Source organism: Pseudomonas sp. FW305-70 (assembly GCF_058783925.1).
Genome location: NZ_JBYSYZ010000030.1, coordinates 19,781 through 34,488, shown reverse-complemented (window position 1 = coordinate 34,488; position 14,708 = coordinate 19,781). Strand labels below are relative to the sequence as shown.

Sequence of the window (14,708 nt, the reverse complement as noted above, 5' to 3'; positions counted from 1 at the left end):
CACCCGTGCTCCTCTACCATAAATAGAAGAAAGCAAAAATAAACACCCACACCAAATCCACGAAGTGCCAGTAAAGCCCGGCTATCTCGACATTCTGATAGTTTCCGGAGCGTTCATAATCCCCGCGCAAAACCTTCAGCGCCACAATGCTGAGGTAGAGGGCGCCGATCGACACATGCAGCCCGTGAAAACCGGTAATCATGAAGAAGCTGGCACCAAATTGCGCCGCCCCCATGGGGTTCCCCCAGGGACGCACCCCTTCTGCGATGAGCTTGCTCCATTCAAATGCCTGCATGCCGACGAAGGTCACACCCAAGGCAGCGGTCGCCAGCATCAGGGCCGTCGTTTTCATACGATCACGGCGATAGGCGAAATTGACGGCCATGGCCATGGTGCCGCTGCTACTGATCAGCACAAAGGTCATGATGGCGATCAGAATAAGCGGGATTTCCCTTCCTGCGATCGTCAAGGCAAACACTTCACTCGGGTTCGGCCAGGCCGTAGTGATGGTCATGCGTACTGACATGTAGCCGGTTAAAAAACAGGTGAAAATAAACGTATCGCTGAGCAGGAATATCCACATCATCGCCTTGCCCCAGGGCACCTGCTTGAAGGCGTCTTTGTCCGAGGACCAGTCGCTGGCGATGCCTTGCCATCCCGGCGCAGGTGGCGAGCCTGCTGGATTGGATGAACGGGTCTCGGCTTGGACCTGGGCGTGGACTTGGGCTTGGGCTTGGGCTTGCGGGGGCGATGCCATGGCTGTTCACCTCAGGCCGCAGAATCTGGCGATGGCTTCATAGGTTTGCGGCGAGCTGGCCAGCAGAGCGAACAGCACGAACCAGAGACCCAGCAAGTAATGCCAATAGATGGCACAGAGCTCTACGCTGGCGCTCAATTGCGCCAATGGCACATGACGCGCAAATCTGGCGACAATCCAGCACCAGGCGATCAGTCCGCCCAGCAGGTGGAGCCCATGCAGGCCGGTCAACAGGTAGAAGAAACTGTTGGCCGGATTGCTGGCGACAAAGTAGCCCCAGGCGACAAACTGCTGCCAGACCCAGAGTTGCCCCGCCAGAAAGGCAATTGCAAAAACGCCCCCCAGTGCAAAACCCATCACGGTTGCGACCGGCCGAGCCTTTCGGGCAGCCATGCGCGACCACTGCAGTGAGATGCAACTCAATAGCAGAAAAGCCGAATTCAGCCATAGCGGCCGCAGATTGCCTAAGGGTGCCAAAGGCTCTGTCAGGGGTAGCCAGTCGACCATTTGCGAACGGGCGACAAAGGCGATCAGGAAGAGGAAGAATAACGAACTCACCACCACCAGAAACAAGCGCAAGCCCACTCTTGCGATTTGACTTCTATTGGCGCCCTCGGTGGCCTGAACACCCTCAGGGTCGCGATTCCAACTGCCGCCGGGGTCAGCGCCGTCGACGTTTCTCAATAGCAGCCTGTTCATGTCTTGGCGTCCGCTATTTTAGTCCCGGCACCGAGTTGCCGCATCTGCTCCAGCTCCTCGGCGGAGACCGTTTGCGGCACGAAATCCTGTTCTATCCCCGGTACGCTGTAGTCATAGGCCCAGCGATGCACGACCGGCAATTTCTCTCCCCAGTTACCGTGTTTCGGCGGGGTGTGCAGCGTTTGCCATTCCAGGCTGGCCCCGCCCCAGGGATTACTGCCTGCGGGCTTGCCCTTGAATGCGCTCCAGGCCATGTTGAACACGAACAGCAACTGGGAAACCCCGACGGCCAATGCGACCACTGTAATGAAGGCATTCAGCTCTTGCGCCGACTGCGGGATGAACGCGTAGTTTTCATAGGCGTAGTAGCGACGTGGCATGCCCTGGAAACCCAGATAGTGCATGGGGAAGAAGATGGCGTAGGTGCCCAGGAAGGTAATCCAGAAATGCAGCTTGCCCAGGGTGTCGTTGTACATGCGCCCGGTGACTTTCGGGAACCAGTGATAAATACCGCCGAACACCACCAGTACCGGTGCGACCCCCATGACCATATGAAAATGGGCGACGACGAAATAGGTGTCCGAGAGCGGAATATCCACGATCACATTGCCCAGAAACAACCCGGTCAGACCGCCGACCAGGAAGGTGACGATAAAGGCCAGGGCAAACAGCATCGGCACGGTCAGATGGATGTCGCCGCGCCATAGGGTCAGTACCCAGTTATAGACTTTCAGCGCGGTCGGCACCGCGATGATCAAGGTGCTGACGGCGAAAAAAAAGCCAAAGTACGGGTTCATTCCGCTGACATACATATGGTGCGCCCAGACCACAAAACTCAGTACCCCGATCGCAACAATGGCCCACACCATCATTCGGTAGCCGAAGATGTTTTTACGCGCATGGGTGCTGATCAGGTCGGAGACCAGGCCAAAGGCAGGGAGAGCAACGATGTAGACTTCCGGGTGGCCAAAAAACCAGAACAAGTGCTGGAACAATATCGGGCTGCCACCCTGGTGATCCAGTTGCTGCCCCAGCGAGACCATCGCCGGCATGAAAAAGCTGGTGCCCAACAGCTTGTCGAACAACATCATGACCGCGCTGACGAACAACGCCGGGAAGGCCAGCAAGGCCATGATCGAGGCCATGAAGATGCCCCATACCGAAAGCGGCATGCGAAACAATGTCATGCCGTGCGTGCGCGCCTGCAACACCGTGGTGACGTAGTTCAACCCGCCCATGGTGGCGGCGACGATAAAAATCGCCAGTGAGACGAGCATCAGGACAATGCCCCACTCGACGCCCGGTGTCCCCTGAGCGATGGACTGTGGCGGATAGAGCGTCCAGCCGGCACCCGTGGGGCCGCCCGGGACGAAAAAGCTGCTGAGCAAGACCACTACCGCCAGCAGGTAAAACCAGAAGCTGAGCATGTTGACATAGGGGAAGACCATGTCGCGGGCGCCCACCATCAGCGGGATCAGATAGTTGCCAAAGCCCCCCAGAAACAAGGCCGTCAGCAAGTAGATGACCATGATCATGCCGTGCATGGTCATCGCCTGATAGTAAGTACTGGCATCCATGAACGCCAAACTGCCGGGGAAGCCTATCTGCATGCGCATCAAGCCGGACAGCACCAGGGCGACAAGCCCCACGAACAGAGCCGTCAAGGAATATTGAATGGCTATGACCTTGTGGTCCTGACTCCAGATATATTTGGTCAGGAAGCTTTTGGGCTCGTGCAGTGCTTCTGTTTCGGCTTGCTCCGCATAGGCCATCACGTCATCCTCGTTCCGAAGTTTCAGTGTGCTTCTGGCTGCTTTACGGCTGTTTCCCTGGCTCCGCCTTGGTCGCATCAGCGTCAGCATTCGCTTTGGATTTGATAAAAGCGATCAGTGCATTCAGTTCCTCGTCACTCAGAGCCATGGCTGGCATGACGGCTGCGTAGCCCTTGACGATTTGGGCATTGGGATGAAGAACCGACTCTTTCAAATAGCCCTCATCGACCTTTACGCTCGTATCGTCGGCAAGGGTTTCGGTCTTGCCATACAGGCCCTTCCAGCTGGGGCCGACGCCCTTGTTGCCATCGACACTGTGGCAGACCAGGCAGCCAAGCGACCCGGCCAGTCGCTGCCCCTGCGCCACCAGGTCTTCACCCGGACTCGACGCTTCGCCAGTCGAATTTTGATCAGCACCCAATGATTTGATCAGGGCGATGACGGCACCCATTTCGTCGTCTTTGAGAGTATAGGCCACCATGACCGGTGGGTAGCCCTGTACCAGGCGGGCCTTCGGATCGAGAATCGATTCTTTCAGGTAGGCCTCGTCGACCCGCACGCCGGTGCCATCGGCAAGCTGTTCGGTGCGTCCGTACAGCCCCTTCCATCCCGGGCCGAGACTGGCACTGCCATCCTGGCTATGGCAGGCCTTGCAGCCGTACTGTTCGACCAACTGGCGGCCTTTTTCCAGCACGCTGTCTCGACCGGGTTTGGCAGCTGTGGTCAATGTCTGTGCAAAGGTCGGCTGGCCTTTTAGCCATTGATCGAAGACGCCCTGCTCTTCCACGATCATATGACCACGCATGTTGTAATGACCTACGCCACAAAATTCAGCGCAAAGGACTTCGTATTTTCCGGTTTTAGTCGGCGTAAACCAGAAGTACGACACCATCCCTGGCACCATATCCATCTTGCTGCGAATTTGCGGTACATAGAAATCGTGCAGGACATCTTTAGAGCGCAGTAGAACTTTCACCGGCCGATCGAGCGGAAGGCGAACTTCGTTATTCATGACAAGCACATCGTCCTGGCCTGCAGGATCCTTAGGATCAAGACCGAGGGGATTGGTGGAGTCGACAAACTTGATATCCGACTTGCCCAGCTTTGCGTCTTGCCCGGCAAAACGAAAGGCCCACTGCCACTGCTGGCCAACCACTTCAAGTTCGTAGGCATCTTTCGGTACCCGGATGAAATCGTTGTAGACAACCAGACCTGGCGCCAACATCCCGGCGATACCTGCCGAAGTAACGATGATCAACCAGGTTTCCAGTTTTTTGTTTTCCGGCTGGTAGGCCGCCCTGGCGCCCGCCTTGTGACGATAGCGAATCACCGCTACCGCCATGAATCCCGTGATGGCAATGAAGAATATTCCGCTGATGATCAGAGTGATGAACAGGGTGGTGTCTATGGATCCCCAGTTGGAAGCGGCCGGTGTCGCATGCCAGGGCGCCAGTATGTGGAATAGCACGGAGGCAATAACGATGAGTATCAGGACAATTGCTATTGCCATTTGCTCTTCATCCTATTCCTGTTGTTCATTGGTCATGCAATAAGCATCGCCACTGACATCCAAGCAGGGCTGACAAATACCACCCGTCCGGGCGTTAAAGTCAGTAAGAAGTATAGAGCCATCGGCTTGTACCGTGAGGCCGGCAAGGGAGTTACGGTTGCCAGCTATACTTGTTTGCTGATGACGGATGGCAGCGTTCTTCTGCTTGCGGCAGCAACGTTCGAACCCTGCCCTCGTAGAGTCGTCAAACGAATGTGGTGACATTGAGCAGGGACGATAGCCACACAGTCCAGCAATCCACATGGGAGGTTTCGTCATGAGTGCCCTGACGATCGAAGGCTGGTGCAAAACCAGCGGCGACCAAAAGTCCACCCCGATGGGGGAAGTCCATTTCAACGTCGACGGACCTCTCCATGTCCGTCTGGAAGAGGCCGAAGAGCGCCTGCAGAAGACCCACGAGCGTGAAGCCATGGTCGATGTCGATATGGACTCGATGGAATTGATCATGCCCGAGGGATACGCGCCCTTGTCCGACTGTCAGATGCGTGTCTATCTGCACCACGAACGCGGCCAGTTTCATCTGGTCGGGCATCGTGCGAGCGATGGCAGCCTGATTTATACCAACGCGGTGTTGATCGATCAGTTGCTTGAGTAACGGCGACAGATTCGCTGCATCGATCGTTCTGCGCGGTGCGGTGCCGAAATCTCACTGATCGTTGAACCGGACACCCAGTGCCTCAAGACCTGGCGTACCGCAATGCGTGACCGCTAGTCTTCAAAACGCCCCGTGGAATCCCGATCGCGCTCGTAGCGTCGTGTGTGCGCAAACGCCGGCAGCCAGGCCTCACGCCGCACCACCCAGCTCTCGTAGGTCGGCGTCAGTTGGTTTGGGTCATCCAGAGATCCGAGGTTCACTTCGATTTCGTCTGCACTGTGCGCGAACACGGACGAGCCGCAGTGCGGACAGAAATGCCGCCCGGCGTAGTCACGTGTTTCGCCTTCGATCGTCACGGCATCCTGATGGAATATCGCAGACGCGTGAAACAGCGCCCCATGATGCTTGCGGCAGTCGAGGCAGTGACAAACGCCAACCCGGAACGGGCGCCCCGACGCGACAAGGCGCACCTTGCCGCACAAGCAACCGCCGGTGAATCGGTCCATGGGGTGTCTCCTCCAGGCCGTCCGAAACGGCGTATCAGCGTGGAAACAGGAACGTCACGGCGGCGCGAAAGCCCCAGCCTTGCGGGCCGTCTTCCGGGCTGTCGAGCCAGTAGCGCGGGCCGGCCTGCACCGTCAGCGGTAGACCGCCGATCTTCAACAATTGGGTGACCGTGAGGTTGACCGGTACCGACCATTCCCGCGATTGCCAGTTGTAGGTTGACTCGGTGTTGACCCCGTAGGTCGTGAGCGTACGGGTGGTGTACGAGAGGAAGGGTTGCAGGAAGGTCTGGTTGACCTTTTCCTTGTCGTCCGGCGGGCTGTCGTCCAGGCCCCAGATATGGTTGGCCAGAATGCCGCGGGTCCAGCCATTGGACTGTTTCAACGCCACACCCGTCGGGCCCAGGCCCCATTGCTCGCTGCCGAGCAACTCATCACTGCCGGTCGGTATCAGCAACGCCGGGCCGGCACCGAGTATCCAGCCACTTGCCGTCGGCTTGGTCGGCGAGAAGAAAAAACTCTGGGTGATATCGCCGGTGCCGGATTTATCCGCCGCGCCATTGGGGGCCAGGCCGTGCTGGTCGATGATCGGCAGAATGGTGCGAGAGATGAGATTCCAGTCCTCGTTCAGGGCGAACGGCAGCACGGGCTGGATATTGGTCACGCTGTGCATGCCCTCCCCGGTCGGCCCCATTTTCTGGTCCCAGTTGTACTGCACCGGCAGGCTGTACATCGCGGCGACCGGGTTGAGGGCTTTTTTCGCCAACTCTGCCGCATCCTCAGCCTGAGCCATCGGGATGAAGCCCAACGCGACGACGAGCGTCGACGCGCTACCCATCCACCCTTCTTTCAAATCCATCTCACTCACCTGTCGTTGTCAAACACCGGTGTTGCAAAGGGTTAGCGTAGGCAACTGTGATCGATGTGCAACCCGGCCCTGCCCCTCGCAGACCCTGTATTTAACGGTTTTTGAGAGTTTTTGATTCGGATTATCCCGCTGCTGCAGGCAGCATTCGGCCCGAATTGACCGGCGTGCAAACACCTGTACCCGAATGACAACTTTCATCACGTGAGAACCGAACACATGGGCATGTCGAATAAATGGATTGCGGGTATTGCTTTGAGCTGTGTATTTCAGGTCGGCTGTGTCTCGAAAGTGGCGCAACAGGAGCAATACTCGGGCTTCCTGGGCAATTACCAGGGCCTGGAGGAGCAAACTACGCCGAGTGAGCAGAAGGTCCTGCGCTGGGTATCGCCGGGGTTCGATCCTCGCGCCTACTCCACTGTGGTGTTCAGGCAGATGGAACTGTATCCAGCGCCGAAACCAACCGAGCGCGTCAGCCTGAAGACCCTGCAGGACCTGCAATTGATGGCCAGCAACAGCGTCAAGCAAGCCTTTGCCCGCCGCTATGCGATCGTCCCTTATCCACAACTGGCACCGACCAATTCGCGATCGCTGATCCTGCAAGCGGCGATCACTCATGTAAGCGCCAACAACGAAGGCATGCACTGGTATGAGGCCGTTCCGATCGGCGCCATCGTCGGGGCAACACAAGCAGCCACCGGGCATCGGGATCAGACTGCCGAGATGTACATCGAAGCCAACCTGATCGATGCCAAGACCGGTATGCCGGTCGCGAAGATCGTTCGCAAGGTGTTTGGCGCGACACTCGACAATGCCCAACAGCCGGTGCTTGCCAGTGACTTCAAAGTCGCGCTCAAAAGCATGACAGACGATATGCAGGCCCTGCTCCTCAAGCACTGATGCCCGGATAAGCCCCATCGCACGCAGGCTGGCATGGGGTTTGAACCGCGCTTGTTCTCTAACAAAACCGTCAGCCGTGCCGACGCCTGACGTGAGACCCCATCATGAAAATACTGGCCCATACCCTGGCGGTGCTCATGCTGTTGCCGAGCACCAGCGCCCTGGCAGTGACGGTGATCCCCCTCAAAGGTCAGACTTCCCAGGCCATCCAACAGGACACCAGTGCCTGCCAATCCCAGGCCAACGCACAACATCCGGTACAAAGCACCGTGCCGACCGGTGGTCGGGTAAAGGGCGCCGCAACCGCCGCCGTGGCCGGGGCGACCGCGGCCGAGGTCCGGGGCCGCCAACATGAAAACGTCTATGACCAGATCGACGACGACACCCGGCAAGACTATCGCCAGAACCACGCGCGCAGTGCCGCGGCGGCCGGTGCCGTGGTGGGGGCTTCCAGGCAACGCCAGGCGCGCCGGCAGAATGATGCGGCGAGCGATCAAAGCGTCACCGCCAACAACTCCGTCTATAGCAGCTGCCTGCAGCAGCGTGGCTACGATGTCTTGCCTTGATCGGCGGCGACAATGATCAGAAACATTGGCCGACCTTCTTCACCATGACTCAACGAACCGATTCGAATTTGAGGGCTTCACCGATGCGCCTAGCAGGTGTTCCAGTCGTGATCCTCGCTTCCTGGCTCCTGGCCGGTTGCGCCGCCTCCCCTAACAGCCCGACTTCATCGTTGCAAACGGACAAATCGCCCGAGCAGTATGTCGACTGCCTTGTACCTAAGTTGAAGGACAACGCGATGAGCCCGGTTGTATCTGGCAGCGAACGCAGTTACCGGGTTGTCGTTTCGAGCAAAATTGCCGTAGACACCGTGCTGGAAACCCACAGGGCACAGGATGGAGGCAAGGTGTATCTGTACGAGCGCCAATTGCTGGCCTCGACCTTCAGGCCATCGAGCATCGAGCGTGCCGCGCAGGAATGCCTGTAACGCCGATACCCTCCGCAAAAAAGGTTCTTCACGCATCCCGGCAACCTGTAATTGGATGGACTCAAGTACGCCGCGTTCATCCAGGTCACACGCGTTATCGTTGACGACCATCGCTGGCAGGCCAGCTCCTGCAATTTCCCGGGCTTGCGTGAAAAAAACCAAAAAAAACCCCGCGTCCTCCATGAAGGGCGCGGGGCAAAAGCCGTTGAACGAGAGGTGAGGATCGTTTACGCCGCGCATGAACGCGATGAGTGTCAACGCTCCTCGAGATCCATTAAAAGCGCTAACGAGCGTGGTTCAAAGCTAATTGGAATCAAAAATAATCTGCCGTTGAACGGGCGCACAAACAACAATCATTGACTTGTATTGTGAACACTCTCGCCCCGTTCGGGAGTGACTAAAGCCTTGTCTGGACTGCGCAGGCAATCCGCTCAGACCCCGTCGCCGCACAAACCCACCCGCCGGAGCTTGCAGTTTTCGGATAGCGCAGAACATCCATTCAAAGCATTATTCATGCTGTCAAAATCAAAAACCGTGGGTCATCCAGCAATGCTTTTCCTTTGTCTGATTCAACTGATGCCTCTGACAGGCAGGGCTGTTTACCGCACTGCACGCTCCTGAAACGAGCCGGTCCCGCAATGTAAAGGCGACACACAGCGCGACTTGCACACGGTCCCCATCTTCGTTCACCTCCCAGTCCAGAATGTACCGAGCCAAATCCGGCCCCTATACTCAGGCCAGTACCGCCTGATCGGAAAATTTCTATGAGCTACACCTTCAAGTTGAAAAATGGCGCCGTGGCGATATTCGACCCGGACAGCGCCATGCTCTCCCTTACAACACCCCATGGAGATGTACAGAATTCCACGCTAGGCAGAGCCGAATCGCGTTTATTGGACCTGCTGCTGATGGAGCCGGGTGTCACTAAAAGCCGCGATGAAATCATCGACTACACCTGGAATGACCGCGTAGTTGCTTCCGGCAGTTTGAATCAAACCGTTTTCTCACTACGAAACATTTTGAATGACAGTCGGGATCACGAGATCCTGATGACTGTTCCTCGCCGGGGATATTGCTTCAACCGGCACTTTGTCGTCGATGCAGCAGCCGACGTACCGGCCCCCTCAGAAGAAGCTGTGCAGCCACCCGCAGCCACTCCTGGACAACGACCGTCGCCCGATGGCGATGAGTCGCTGGCGCCCTCGAGTAAAACCGAAAAATCCACCCGCATTACCAAGGCCCAACTGATCGCTTATATCGTTACCCTGGCAGTCGTTGCCTTGACGGTCTTTCAGTTCGACTTCGAAGCGCCAAAAATTGAAATATCCAGCGTCGACAAAAATGGACTGATCATCCACGCCGTAGGCAATGATCTTGCCGAGGCACAAGCGTTGTTGGAGCTATCGGCCAAACAATCAGAACAGCTTCCCCCCAACCTGAAGGGGCAAGTCTGGATCAACCTGTATAAAACCAACTATTCCGTTTCGTGCATTCGCCCGGATCTAAGCACTGCAAATCTACAATTAAACAGCGCCGAAAAAGACCTCGCCATGATGATTCGTCAATGCTTGGAAGTTACCTTATGAAGTTTGAAATTCCGCAAGCGGTTCACTGGCCGGTTATCGCCTTGATCAATGCACTCTGTATTTTCTCCATTTTTTATTCTCCTTCGCACTACATGGAAAATACCAGTTATCAAACAAAGGCCCGGCAATGGCTGGAAGATCTCAATCAACTCAACACCGAAGAGTATCTCACTATCGGGCATGGTCGGCTCACTGGGACCACGCTGGAAAGCCTGAATGGGAAAATCCGCAATGCAACCCTATCGGCAAATATAATCAAAGAAAGTAAAACGCAGGTACAGATCAAAATCAGTAACGTCAAGCTCAGCCAGGACAATGAACTCTTTGCCATTGAAAAGACCCCTGACCTGTTCTTCAGACGCCAATACGTCTTGCAAGAAGGCGCCATTCTGAACTACGAATTGATTCCCACGCAGAATAAAAACGCCGTATGCTTTTACATACATGATCTTGGCCGTTTGCGCTGCATGAACCATTAATTGACTCAGCACTCGCCTGGCACAGGCTCATATCAAAGATCACCCCTAATAAAAATAACAGTTATTGACTTGAATCAGATGGCGTCCCGGAAAAAAAATCCCCCGCCAATAATCTCTGGAATCGAGCCTGCTTGATTCTCGTCCGGGACAATGCCCTACACAGGGGAATCAAGTGAAAACAATGCATTTCCTGCGAAGCAATACATCGACGACCTTCGGATGCCTGGCGGTTCTATTCCTGTCTGCCCTGCCCTTTTGTTCGTTAGCGAACGACGAACACTCCGTCGAAAGCACGACCATTGAATATTATGAAATTCAAACAAATCCGGATGACTCCCAGAAACTATCGCATCTGAAAATTCATAGTGAGAATGAGTATCATGCGGACGAGCAGGACAGTGATTCAGCCCTCTCGCCTCCACAAAGTGATACTGGAATGAGTTACGCCACCTCGCTCATTTTACTTTGAACAGCGCGGTATTTGCCGTCGCAAGCGGCGATTGGCCTCTTCTGACGACCTGGTAAATATGAGTTATTGACTTTGGAAGGCGCAGTCGGAATGAGATTATTTTCAGACCACGTCGTGGCAGAGATACAGCTGACACTAGGTTCTGCCTGAATGAACTGTAAATAAGGGAATCGCCTCGATGCTACTGAAAAACTTCGTCACCGTGTCGTTTGGTTTATTGCTTTCGCTCAAGGCCATGGCCGACGACAAGGGCATCTACAGTGCAAAATTGACGAGTGTCGAAACCAACAAGAAGGCTCCGGATTCTGTGAAAACTGGCTATCAGGTAAAAACGGGTTACCGTGTTGACGACTTTTATTCCTTTACAGCGGCAGCCATTGACCCGATGAAACCCCAGTCGAAAATATTCAGTCCGATGGTTGACCCGCGCAAGGTACAACAGCTGGACGACTCACCATCGCACAGCAATTACGCGTTTTCAGCGGAACTGGAAATAATCCGGGGGCTCTGACAACCCTCCCGACGCGGCTGTACCTTCATCCGGCATGTGACCGTCATCGCTGCACGGACAGTCATTGCCTGACCCTAATCATTCAACAGGTGAGCTTTCAATTTCATGAGTATCGCACCTCCCGATGAAATCTTTCATTTGTCTACTGCCTTGCCAAGCCAACTGAACAGAACCATAGGCAACTGGGAAATGAGCCTTATCCCGACCGAGCATGAGGCGCGCATCCGGCAACACAAGCTCTTTCACAGCCCTGAACTGCAGTGCAGTCGCCTTGAGTTCGACTCATCCATCACCCTGGTCAGTTCCGTTCCCGCCGGATTCGTCACATTTGCCATCTCGCAGGCCCCGATTGGCCGCCCCGTCGTGAACAATCACAAACTACGGCCTGACGAAATCATCGTACTGCACAGCGACGAATCGGTGCATTACACCTGCGAACCGAATGAAACACTGTTCACCATCACCACAACACTGGAGCACTATGACCGGTGCCGCCAACTTCACCCTGTCAAAGACATACTTGCGAACAGAACAAAACACAGCTACCAGGTTGATAACTTTCAATTCATACAGTCCGCCATTCAAGCCATCAGCGCCTGCTGTGTCGACATCAATGACGCGGCCTCCCCACAGTACGCTCAAGCAGATCGCTCAACGATTGAAACTGCGGTACTTGCGTCTGTATTGCAATCATTGACCCCCGCTGGCAGCTTTAGACGTAAAGTCCCCACCAGACGGAAGGTGGCGATAGAAGCCATCGAGTACATTCATGACAATGTCAAAAAAACGCTCACCATCAAGTCACTCGTAAGGCAACTTGAGACGACAACCCGCACCCTGCATTTTGGCTTTATCGAGACATTCGGGATGTCGCCAATCGCCTATATCAGAAACTTGAGACTCGCCAGTGCCCGCCGCGACCTGATCAATAAAACATGGCCCACCGTGACGGAAACCGCCATGTTCTGGAACTTTCATCATCTGGGCCGCTTTTCCAAGGCCTATCAGACTGCTTACGGAGAGACACCGTCAGAAACGGCCAGGCGCAACTCAGCCAGGCCCAGGAATACCACCTCATCCCTATACAACCAGGTCGTTGGCGCGTTTCCATCAACCCCCTGAAAATGAGGATTAATAATTTCCGTTGATTAGCCATGGATGCCGACAATTGCTTGTTTTCCCAATCAAGGAGATAAGCATGCTTCATCGAATAAACACGCTGCCACTCAAGCAAAAAATCATGCTGTGCATGACCGCCTATGTCAGCGGCATCTTATTGGCCTGGGTCATTGACTGGTACTGAAGAGGTTTAACTCGCGACTGCAAAGTGCACAGTGAAATAATGATTCCTCGGGGTTTTCGATGATTGCCGTATATAAAGCGTTATCTGGAAGGCACGCAATCACTGTATGTCTGATTGCTGCAGCGGGCTGGGCTGCATGGTTCTGCGCCGCAGGTCTGGCGGAGTCAGTCGTTGCACGGAAGTTGAATAACGTTTATGCCGATCTGCGTGCGGCTCAAGTGGAGCCCAATGCGCAGATCGACAAGGTACTGGAAACCCTCGGCGATCTTGATCGCTCAGGTCAGGAATGCTCCGTCGAGCAGTATTCACAACTGGCCGACCTGGTCAAAGACCTGCGATTTGTTGATCAAGCGGCAATCCAGTTGCCCAATGGCAAGATCTGCTCCTCCTATGGACAAGAACTGCCGTCGATACTCGCCGGTAATGAGAAGCGCAGGTTCTCCGTTGGAAGGCGAACCTATTGGGTCGATTCCGGCCACGCCGTTTCTGCGGACACCGACTTTATCATCGTGTCGGAACAGTCGACCTACGTCTGGGCAAACAAGAAGATCCTGCTCGACAACTTGAAGTTTCCCGAGGATCTGCAACTGGACCTCATCGGCCCCGGTGGCGCAGTACCCATTGCCTCCACAGGCCTCAAGCCCCTGCAAATGCTGAAACCGTTCCACCTTGAAGAACTGGTTGCCTCGGCAGACAAGGTCCTCATCGCCTTTGCAGGCAACCGAAATGAACTGATCTCGGTCATTTCGCTTCCGTCGAGTTACCTGACAGGTCTTAAATTCAAATTATTCATTGGCCTTGCGTGCGTGTTCGCAGCACTGCTGTTGCTCGCAAGGTGTATCCAACGGCATTACACCTCTACTGCCGTACGACTTCGCAAAGCCCTGAAAGCCAACACGCTGAGCGTTCACTATCAGCCGATCGTCAATTTGACGACAGGCTATCTGGTTGGCGCCGAATCACTTTCCCACTGGAGCGACAACGGCAGCCCTGTGCCGGCGGACGTGTTCATTGCGGTGGCGGAGAAGTCTGACCTGATCCGCACACTGACGCGTTCGGTGATTCGACAAGTAGCGGAGGATTACAGCACTTACCTTTGGGCGTGCAAGGACTTCTACATTACGGTCAATCTGTCTGCCCAGGATATTCAGGACCCGGACTTTCCAGACTATGTGGCCAGCGTGCTGGCGACCTACAACATGCCTGTGTCAGCCATGGCCTTTGAAATCACCGAAAGAACCATGCTCGACCAGAAGCCTGCCGCCATGCAATTGCGACGGCTTCGTGCGTGCGGTCATCGCATCGCCGTGGACGACTTCGGTATCGGCTATTCCAACCTCTCGCTCCTCGATTCAGTGCCTTTCGACATTCTGAAAATAGATCGCTCGTTCATCGCCGCCGACAGGATCGCGGCCGAGGATGCGCTGTGGCGACACATTGCCCAGTTGGCCAGGTCGCTAAGACTCAAGGTCGTGGCCGAAGGTGTCGAGACTGCGGAGCAACTGCCGCATCTGGTTTCGGAGGGTGTCCTGTTGGCACAAGGCTGGTTGTTCTCCAACGCGCTGTCTGTCCAGGCGTTGGCAAGACGCTACTTTCAATGCCCGGCAAACAGCCCGCCTTACGACCCGAAAATATCAATCAATGACTTCTATTAACTCCTCATGGCCCCTCAAATGCTCGCCGAACCCTAACACCTGACAAACCTGTA

Annotated in this window: 16 protein-coding genes; 10 read left to right on the top strand and 6 right to left on the bottom strand. The window is 55.3% G+C overall.

The features are described 5' to 3' along the window. Window positions 1-13: 13 nt before the first annotated feature. The 4 genes from AC3WN7_RS20360 to AC3WN7_RS20345 are packed head-to-tail and all read right to left on the bottom strand — an operon-like array spanning window position 14 to window position 4,738. Window positions 14-757, bottom strand: a complete 744-nt coding sequence (locus AC3WN7_RS20360; RefSeq protein WP_095966027.1) for a heme-copper oxidase subunit III family protein — start codon at window positions 755-757, stop codon at window positions 14-16. 6 nt (window positions 758-763) lie between these two features. Beyond that, window positions 764-1,456, bottom strand: a complete 693-nt coding sequence (locus tag AC3WN7_RS20355) for a cytochrome c oxidase subunit 3 (RefSeq protein ID WP_102674774.1) — start codon at window positions 1,454-1,456, stop codon at window positions 764-766. After that, window positions 1,453-3,228, bottom strand: a complete 1,776-nt coding sequence (ctaD, locus tag AC3WN7_RS20350; RefSeq protein WP_095966025.1) for a cytochrome c oxidase subunit I — start codon at window positions 3,226-3,228, stop codon at window positions 1,453-1,455. Before ctaD ends, AC3WN7_RS20355 begins: the two co-directional genes overlap by 4 nt. A gap of 43 nt (window positions 3,229-3,271) precedes the next feature. After that, a complete protein-coding gene (locus AC3WN7_RS20345) occupies window positions 3,272-4,738 on the bottom strand; it encodes a cytochrome c oxidase subunit II (protein ID WP_102674775.1) in 1,467 nt (488 codons plus the stop codon). A gap of 316 nt (window positions 4,739-5,054) precedes the next feature. On the opposite strand from AC3WN7_RS20345, the gene AC3WN7_RS20340 reads away from it, so the two are divergent. Then, entirely contained in the window at window positions 5,055-5,393 is a 339-nt protein-coding gene (locus AC3WN7_RS20340) for a hypothetical protein (RefSeq protein ID WP_095966209.1), read from the top strand. A 113-nt stretch (window positions 5,394-5,506) separates the two neighbouring features. On the opposite strand, the gene AC3WN7_RS20335 is transcribed toward AC3WN7_RS20340, so the two are convergent. Beyond that, window positions 5,507-5,899, bottom strand: a complete 393-nt coding sequence (locus tag AC3WN7_RS20335) for a GFA family protein (protein WP_102674777.1) — start codon at window positions 5,897-5,899, stop codon at window positions 5,507-5,509. Between the two features lie 34 nt (window positions 5,900-5,933). Further along, entirely contained in the window at window positions 5,934-6,755 is an 822-nt protein-coding gene (locus AC3WN7_RS20330; RefSeq protein WP_102674778.1) for a hypothetical protein, read from the bottom strand. Between the two features lie 225 nt (window positions 6,756-6,980). Between AC3WN7_RS20330 and AC3WN7_RS20325 the strand changes: the two genes are divergently transcribed. The 9 genes from AC3WN7_RS20325 (at window position 6,981) to AC3WN7_RS20285 (ending at window position 14,655) form a co-directional block, all read left to right on the top strand. Next, entirely contained in the window at window positions 6,981-7,661 is a 681-nt protein-coding gene (locus AC3WN7_RS20325) for a DUF3313 domain-containing protein (protein WP_095966020.1), read from the top strand. Between the two features lie 104 nt (window positions 7,662-7,765). Next, window positions 7,766-8,227 (top strand): hypothetical protein, encoded by a 462-nt coding sequence (locus AC3WN7_RS20320; RefSeq protein ID WP_095966019.1) that lies wholly within the window; start codon window positions 7,766-7,768, stop codon window positions 8,225-8,227. 83 nt (window positions 8,228-8,310) lie between these two features. Beyond that, window positions 8,311-8,652, top strand: a complete 342-nt coding sequence (locus tag AC3WN7_RS20315) for a hypothetical protein (protein WP_102674799.1) — start codon at window positions 8,311-8,313, stop codon at window positions 8,650-8,652. A gap of 764 nt (window positions 8,653-9,416) precedes the next feature. Further along, a complete protein-coding gene (locus AC3WN7_RS20310) occupies window positions 9,417-10,238 on the top strand; it encodes a winged helix-turn-helix domain-containing protein (protein ID WP_095966016.1) in 822 nt (273 codons plus the stop codon). Beyond that, window positions 10,235-10,717: a hypothetical protein gene (locus tag AC3WN7_RS20305; protein WP_095966015.1), complete on the top strand. Its 483-nt coding sequence runs from the start codon at window positions 10,235-10,237 to the stop codon at window positions 10,715-10,717. The genes AC3WN7_RS20310 and AC3WN7_RS20305 overlap by 4 nt, the downstream gene beginning before the upstream one ends. A 181-nt stretch (window positions 10,718-10,898) precedes the next feature. Then, window positions 10,899-11,186, top strand: coding sequence for a hypothetical protein (locus AC3WN7_RS20300; protein ID WP_102674779.1), 288 nt, complete (start codon window positions 10,899-10,901; stop codon window positions 11,184-11,186). A gap of 178 nt (window positions 11,187-11,364) precedes the next feature. Then, window positions 11,365-11,697 carry a hypothetical protein gene (locus AC3WN7_RS20295; protein WP_095966013.1) on the top strand — a complete coding sequence of 111 codons (333 nt, stop codon included), beginning with the start codon at window positions 11,365-11,367 and terminating at the stop codon, window positions 11,695-11,697. Between the two features lie 105 nt (window positions 11,698-11,802). Then, window positions 11,803-12,819: a helix-turn-helix domain-containing protein gene (locus AC3WN7_RS20290; RefSeq protein ID WP_095966012.1), complete on the top strand. Its 1,017-nt coding sequence runs from the start codon at window positions 11,803-11,805 to the stop codon at window positions 12,817-12,819. Window positions 12,820-13,059: 240 nt separating this feature from the next. Next, entirely contained in the window at window positions 13,060-14,655 is a 1,596-nt protein-coding gene (locus AC3WN7_RS20285; RefSeq protein WP_102674780.1) for an EAL domain-containing protein, read from the top strand. Window positions 14,656-14,708 lie beyond the last annotated feature (53 nt).

Excerpts from the sequence above, each read along its gene's own strand:
- AC3WN7_RS20360 (WP_095966027.1), bottom strand. The coding sequence starts at position 757 with ATGGCATCGCCCCCGCAAGCCCAAGCCCAAGCCCAAGTCCACGCCCAG.
- AC3WN7_RS20355 (WP_102674774.1), bottom strand. The coding sequence starts at position 1,456 with ATGAACAGGCTGCTATTGAGAAACGTCGACGGCGCTGACCCCGGCGGC.
- ctaD (WP_095966025.1), bottom strand. The coding sequence starts at position 3,228 with ATGGCCTATGCGGAGCAAGCCGAAACAGAAGCACTGCACGAGCCCAAA.
- AC3WN7_RS20345 (WP_102674775.1), bottom strand. The coding sequence starts at position 4,738 with ATGGCAATAGCAATTGTCCTGATACTCATCGTTATTGCCTCCGTGCTA.
- AC3WN7_RS20340 (WP_095966209.1), top strand. The coding sequence starts at position 5,055 with ATGAGTGCCCTGACGATCGAAGGCTGGTGCAAAACCAGCGGCGACCAA.
- AC3WN7_RS20335 (WP_102674777.1), bottom strand. The coding sequence starts at position 5,899 with ATGGACCGATTCACCGGCGGTTGCTTGTGCGGCAAGGTGCGCCTTGTC.
- AC3WN7_RS20330 (WP_102674778.1), bottom strand. The coding sequence starts at position 6,755 with ATGGATTTGAAAGAAGGGTGGATGGGTAGCGCGTCGACGCTCGTCGTC.
- AC3WN7_RS20325 (WP_095966020.1), top strand. The coding sequence starts at position 6,981 with ATGGGCATGTCGAATAAATGGATTGCGGGTATTGCTTTGAGCTGTGTA.
- AC3WN7_RS20320 (WP_095966019.1), top strand. The coding sequence starts at position 7,766 with ATGAAAATACTGGCCCATACCCTGGCGGTGCTCATGCTGTTGCCGAGC.
- AC3WN7_RS20315 (WP_102674799.1), top strand. The coding sequence starts at position 8,311 with ATGCGCCTAGCAGGTGTTCCAGTCGTGATCCTCGCTTCCTGGCTCCTG.
- AC3WN7_RS20310 (WP_095966016.1), top strand. The coding sequence starts at position 9,417 with ATGAGCTACACCTTCAAGTTGAAAAATGGCGCCGTGGCGATATTCGAC.
- AC3WN7_RS20305 (WP_095966015.1), top strand. The coding sequence starts at position 10,235 with ATGAAGTTTGAAATTCCGCAAGCGGTTCACTGGCCGGTTATCGCCTTG.
- AC3WN7_RS20300 (WP_102674779.1), top strand. The coding sequence starts at position 10,899 with ATGCATTTCCTGCGAAGCAATACATCGACGACCTTCGGATGCCTGGCG.
- AC3WN7_RS20295 (WP_095966013.1), top strand. The coding sequence starts at position 11,365 with ATGCTACTGAAAAACTTCGTCACCGTGTCGTTTGGTTTATTGCTTTCG.
- AC3WN7_RS20290 (WP_095966012.1), top strand. The coding sequence starts at position 11,803 with ATGAGTATCGCACCTCCCGATGAAATCTTTCATTTGTCTACTGCCTTG.
- AC3WN7_RS20285 (WP_102674780.1), top strand. The coding sequence starts at position 13,060 with ATGATTGCCGTATATAAAGCGTTATCTGGAAGGCACGCAATCACTGTA.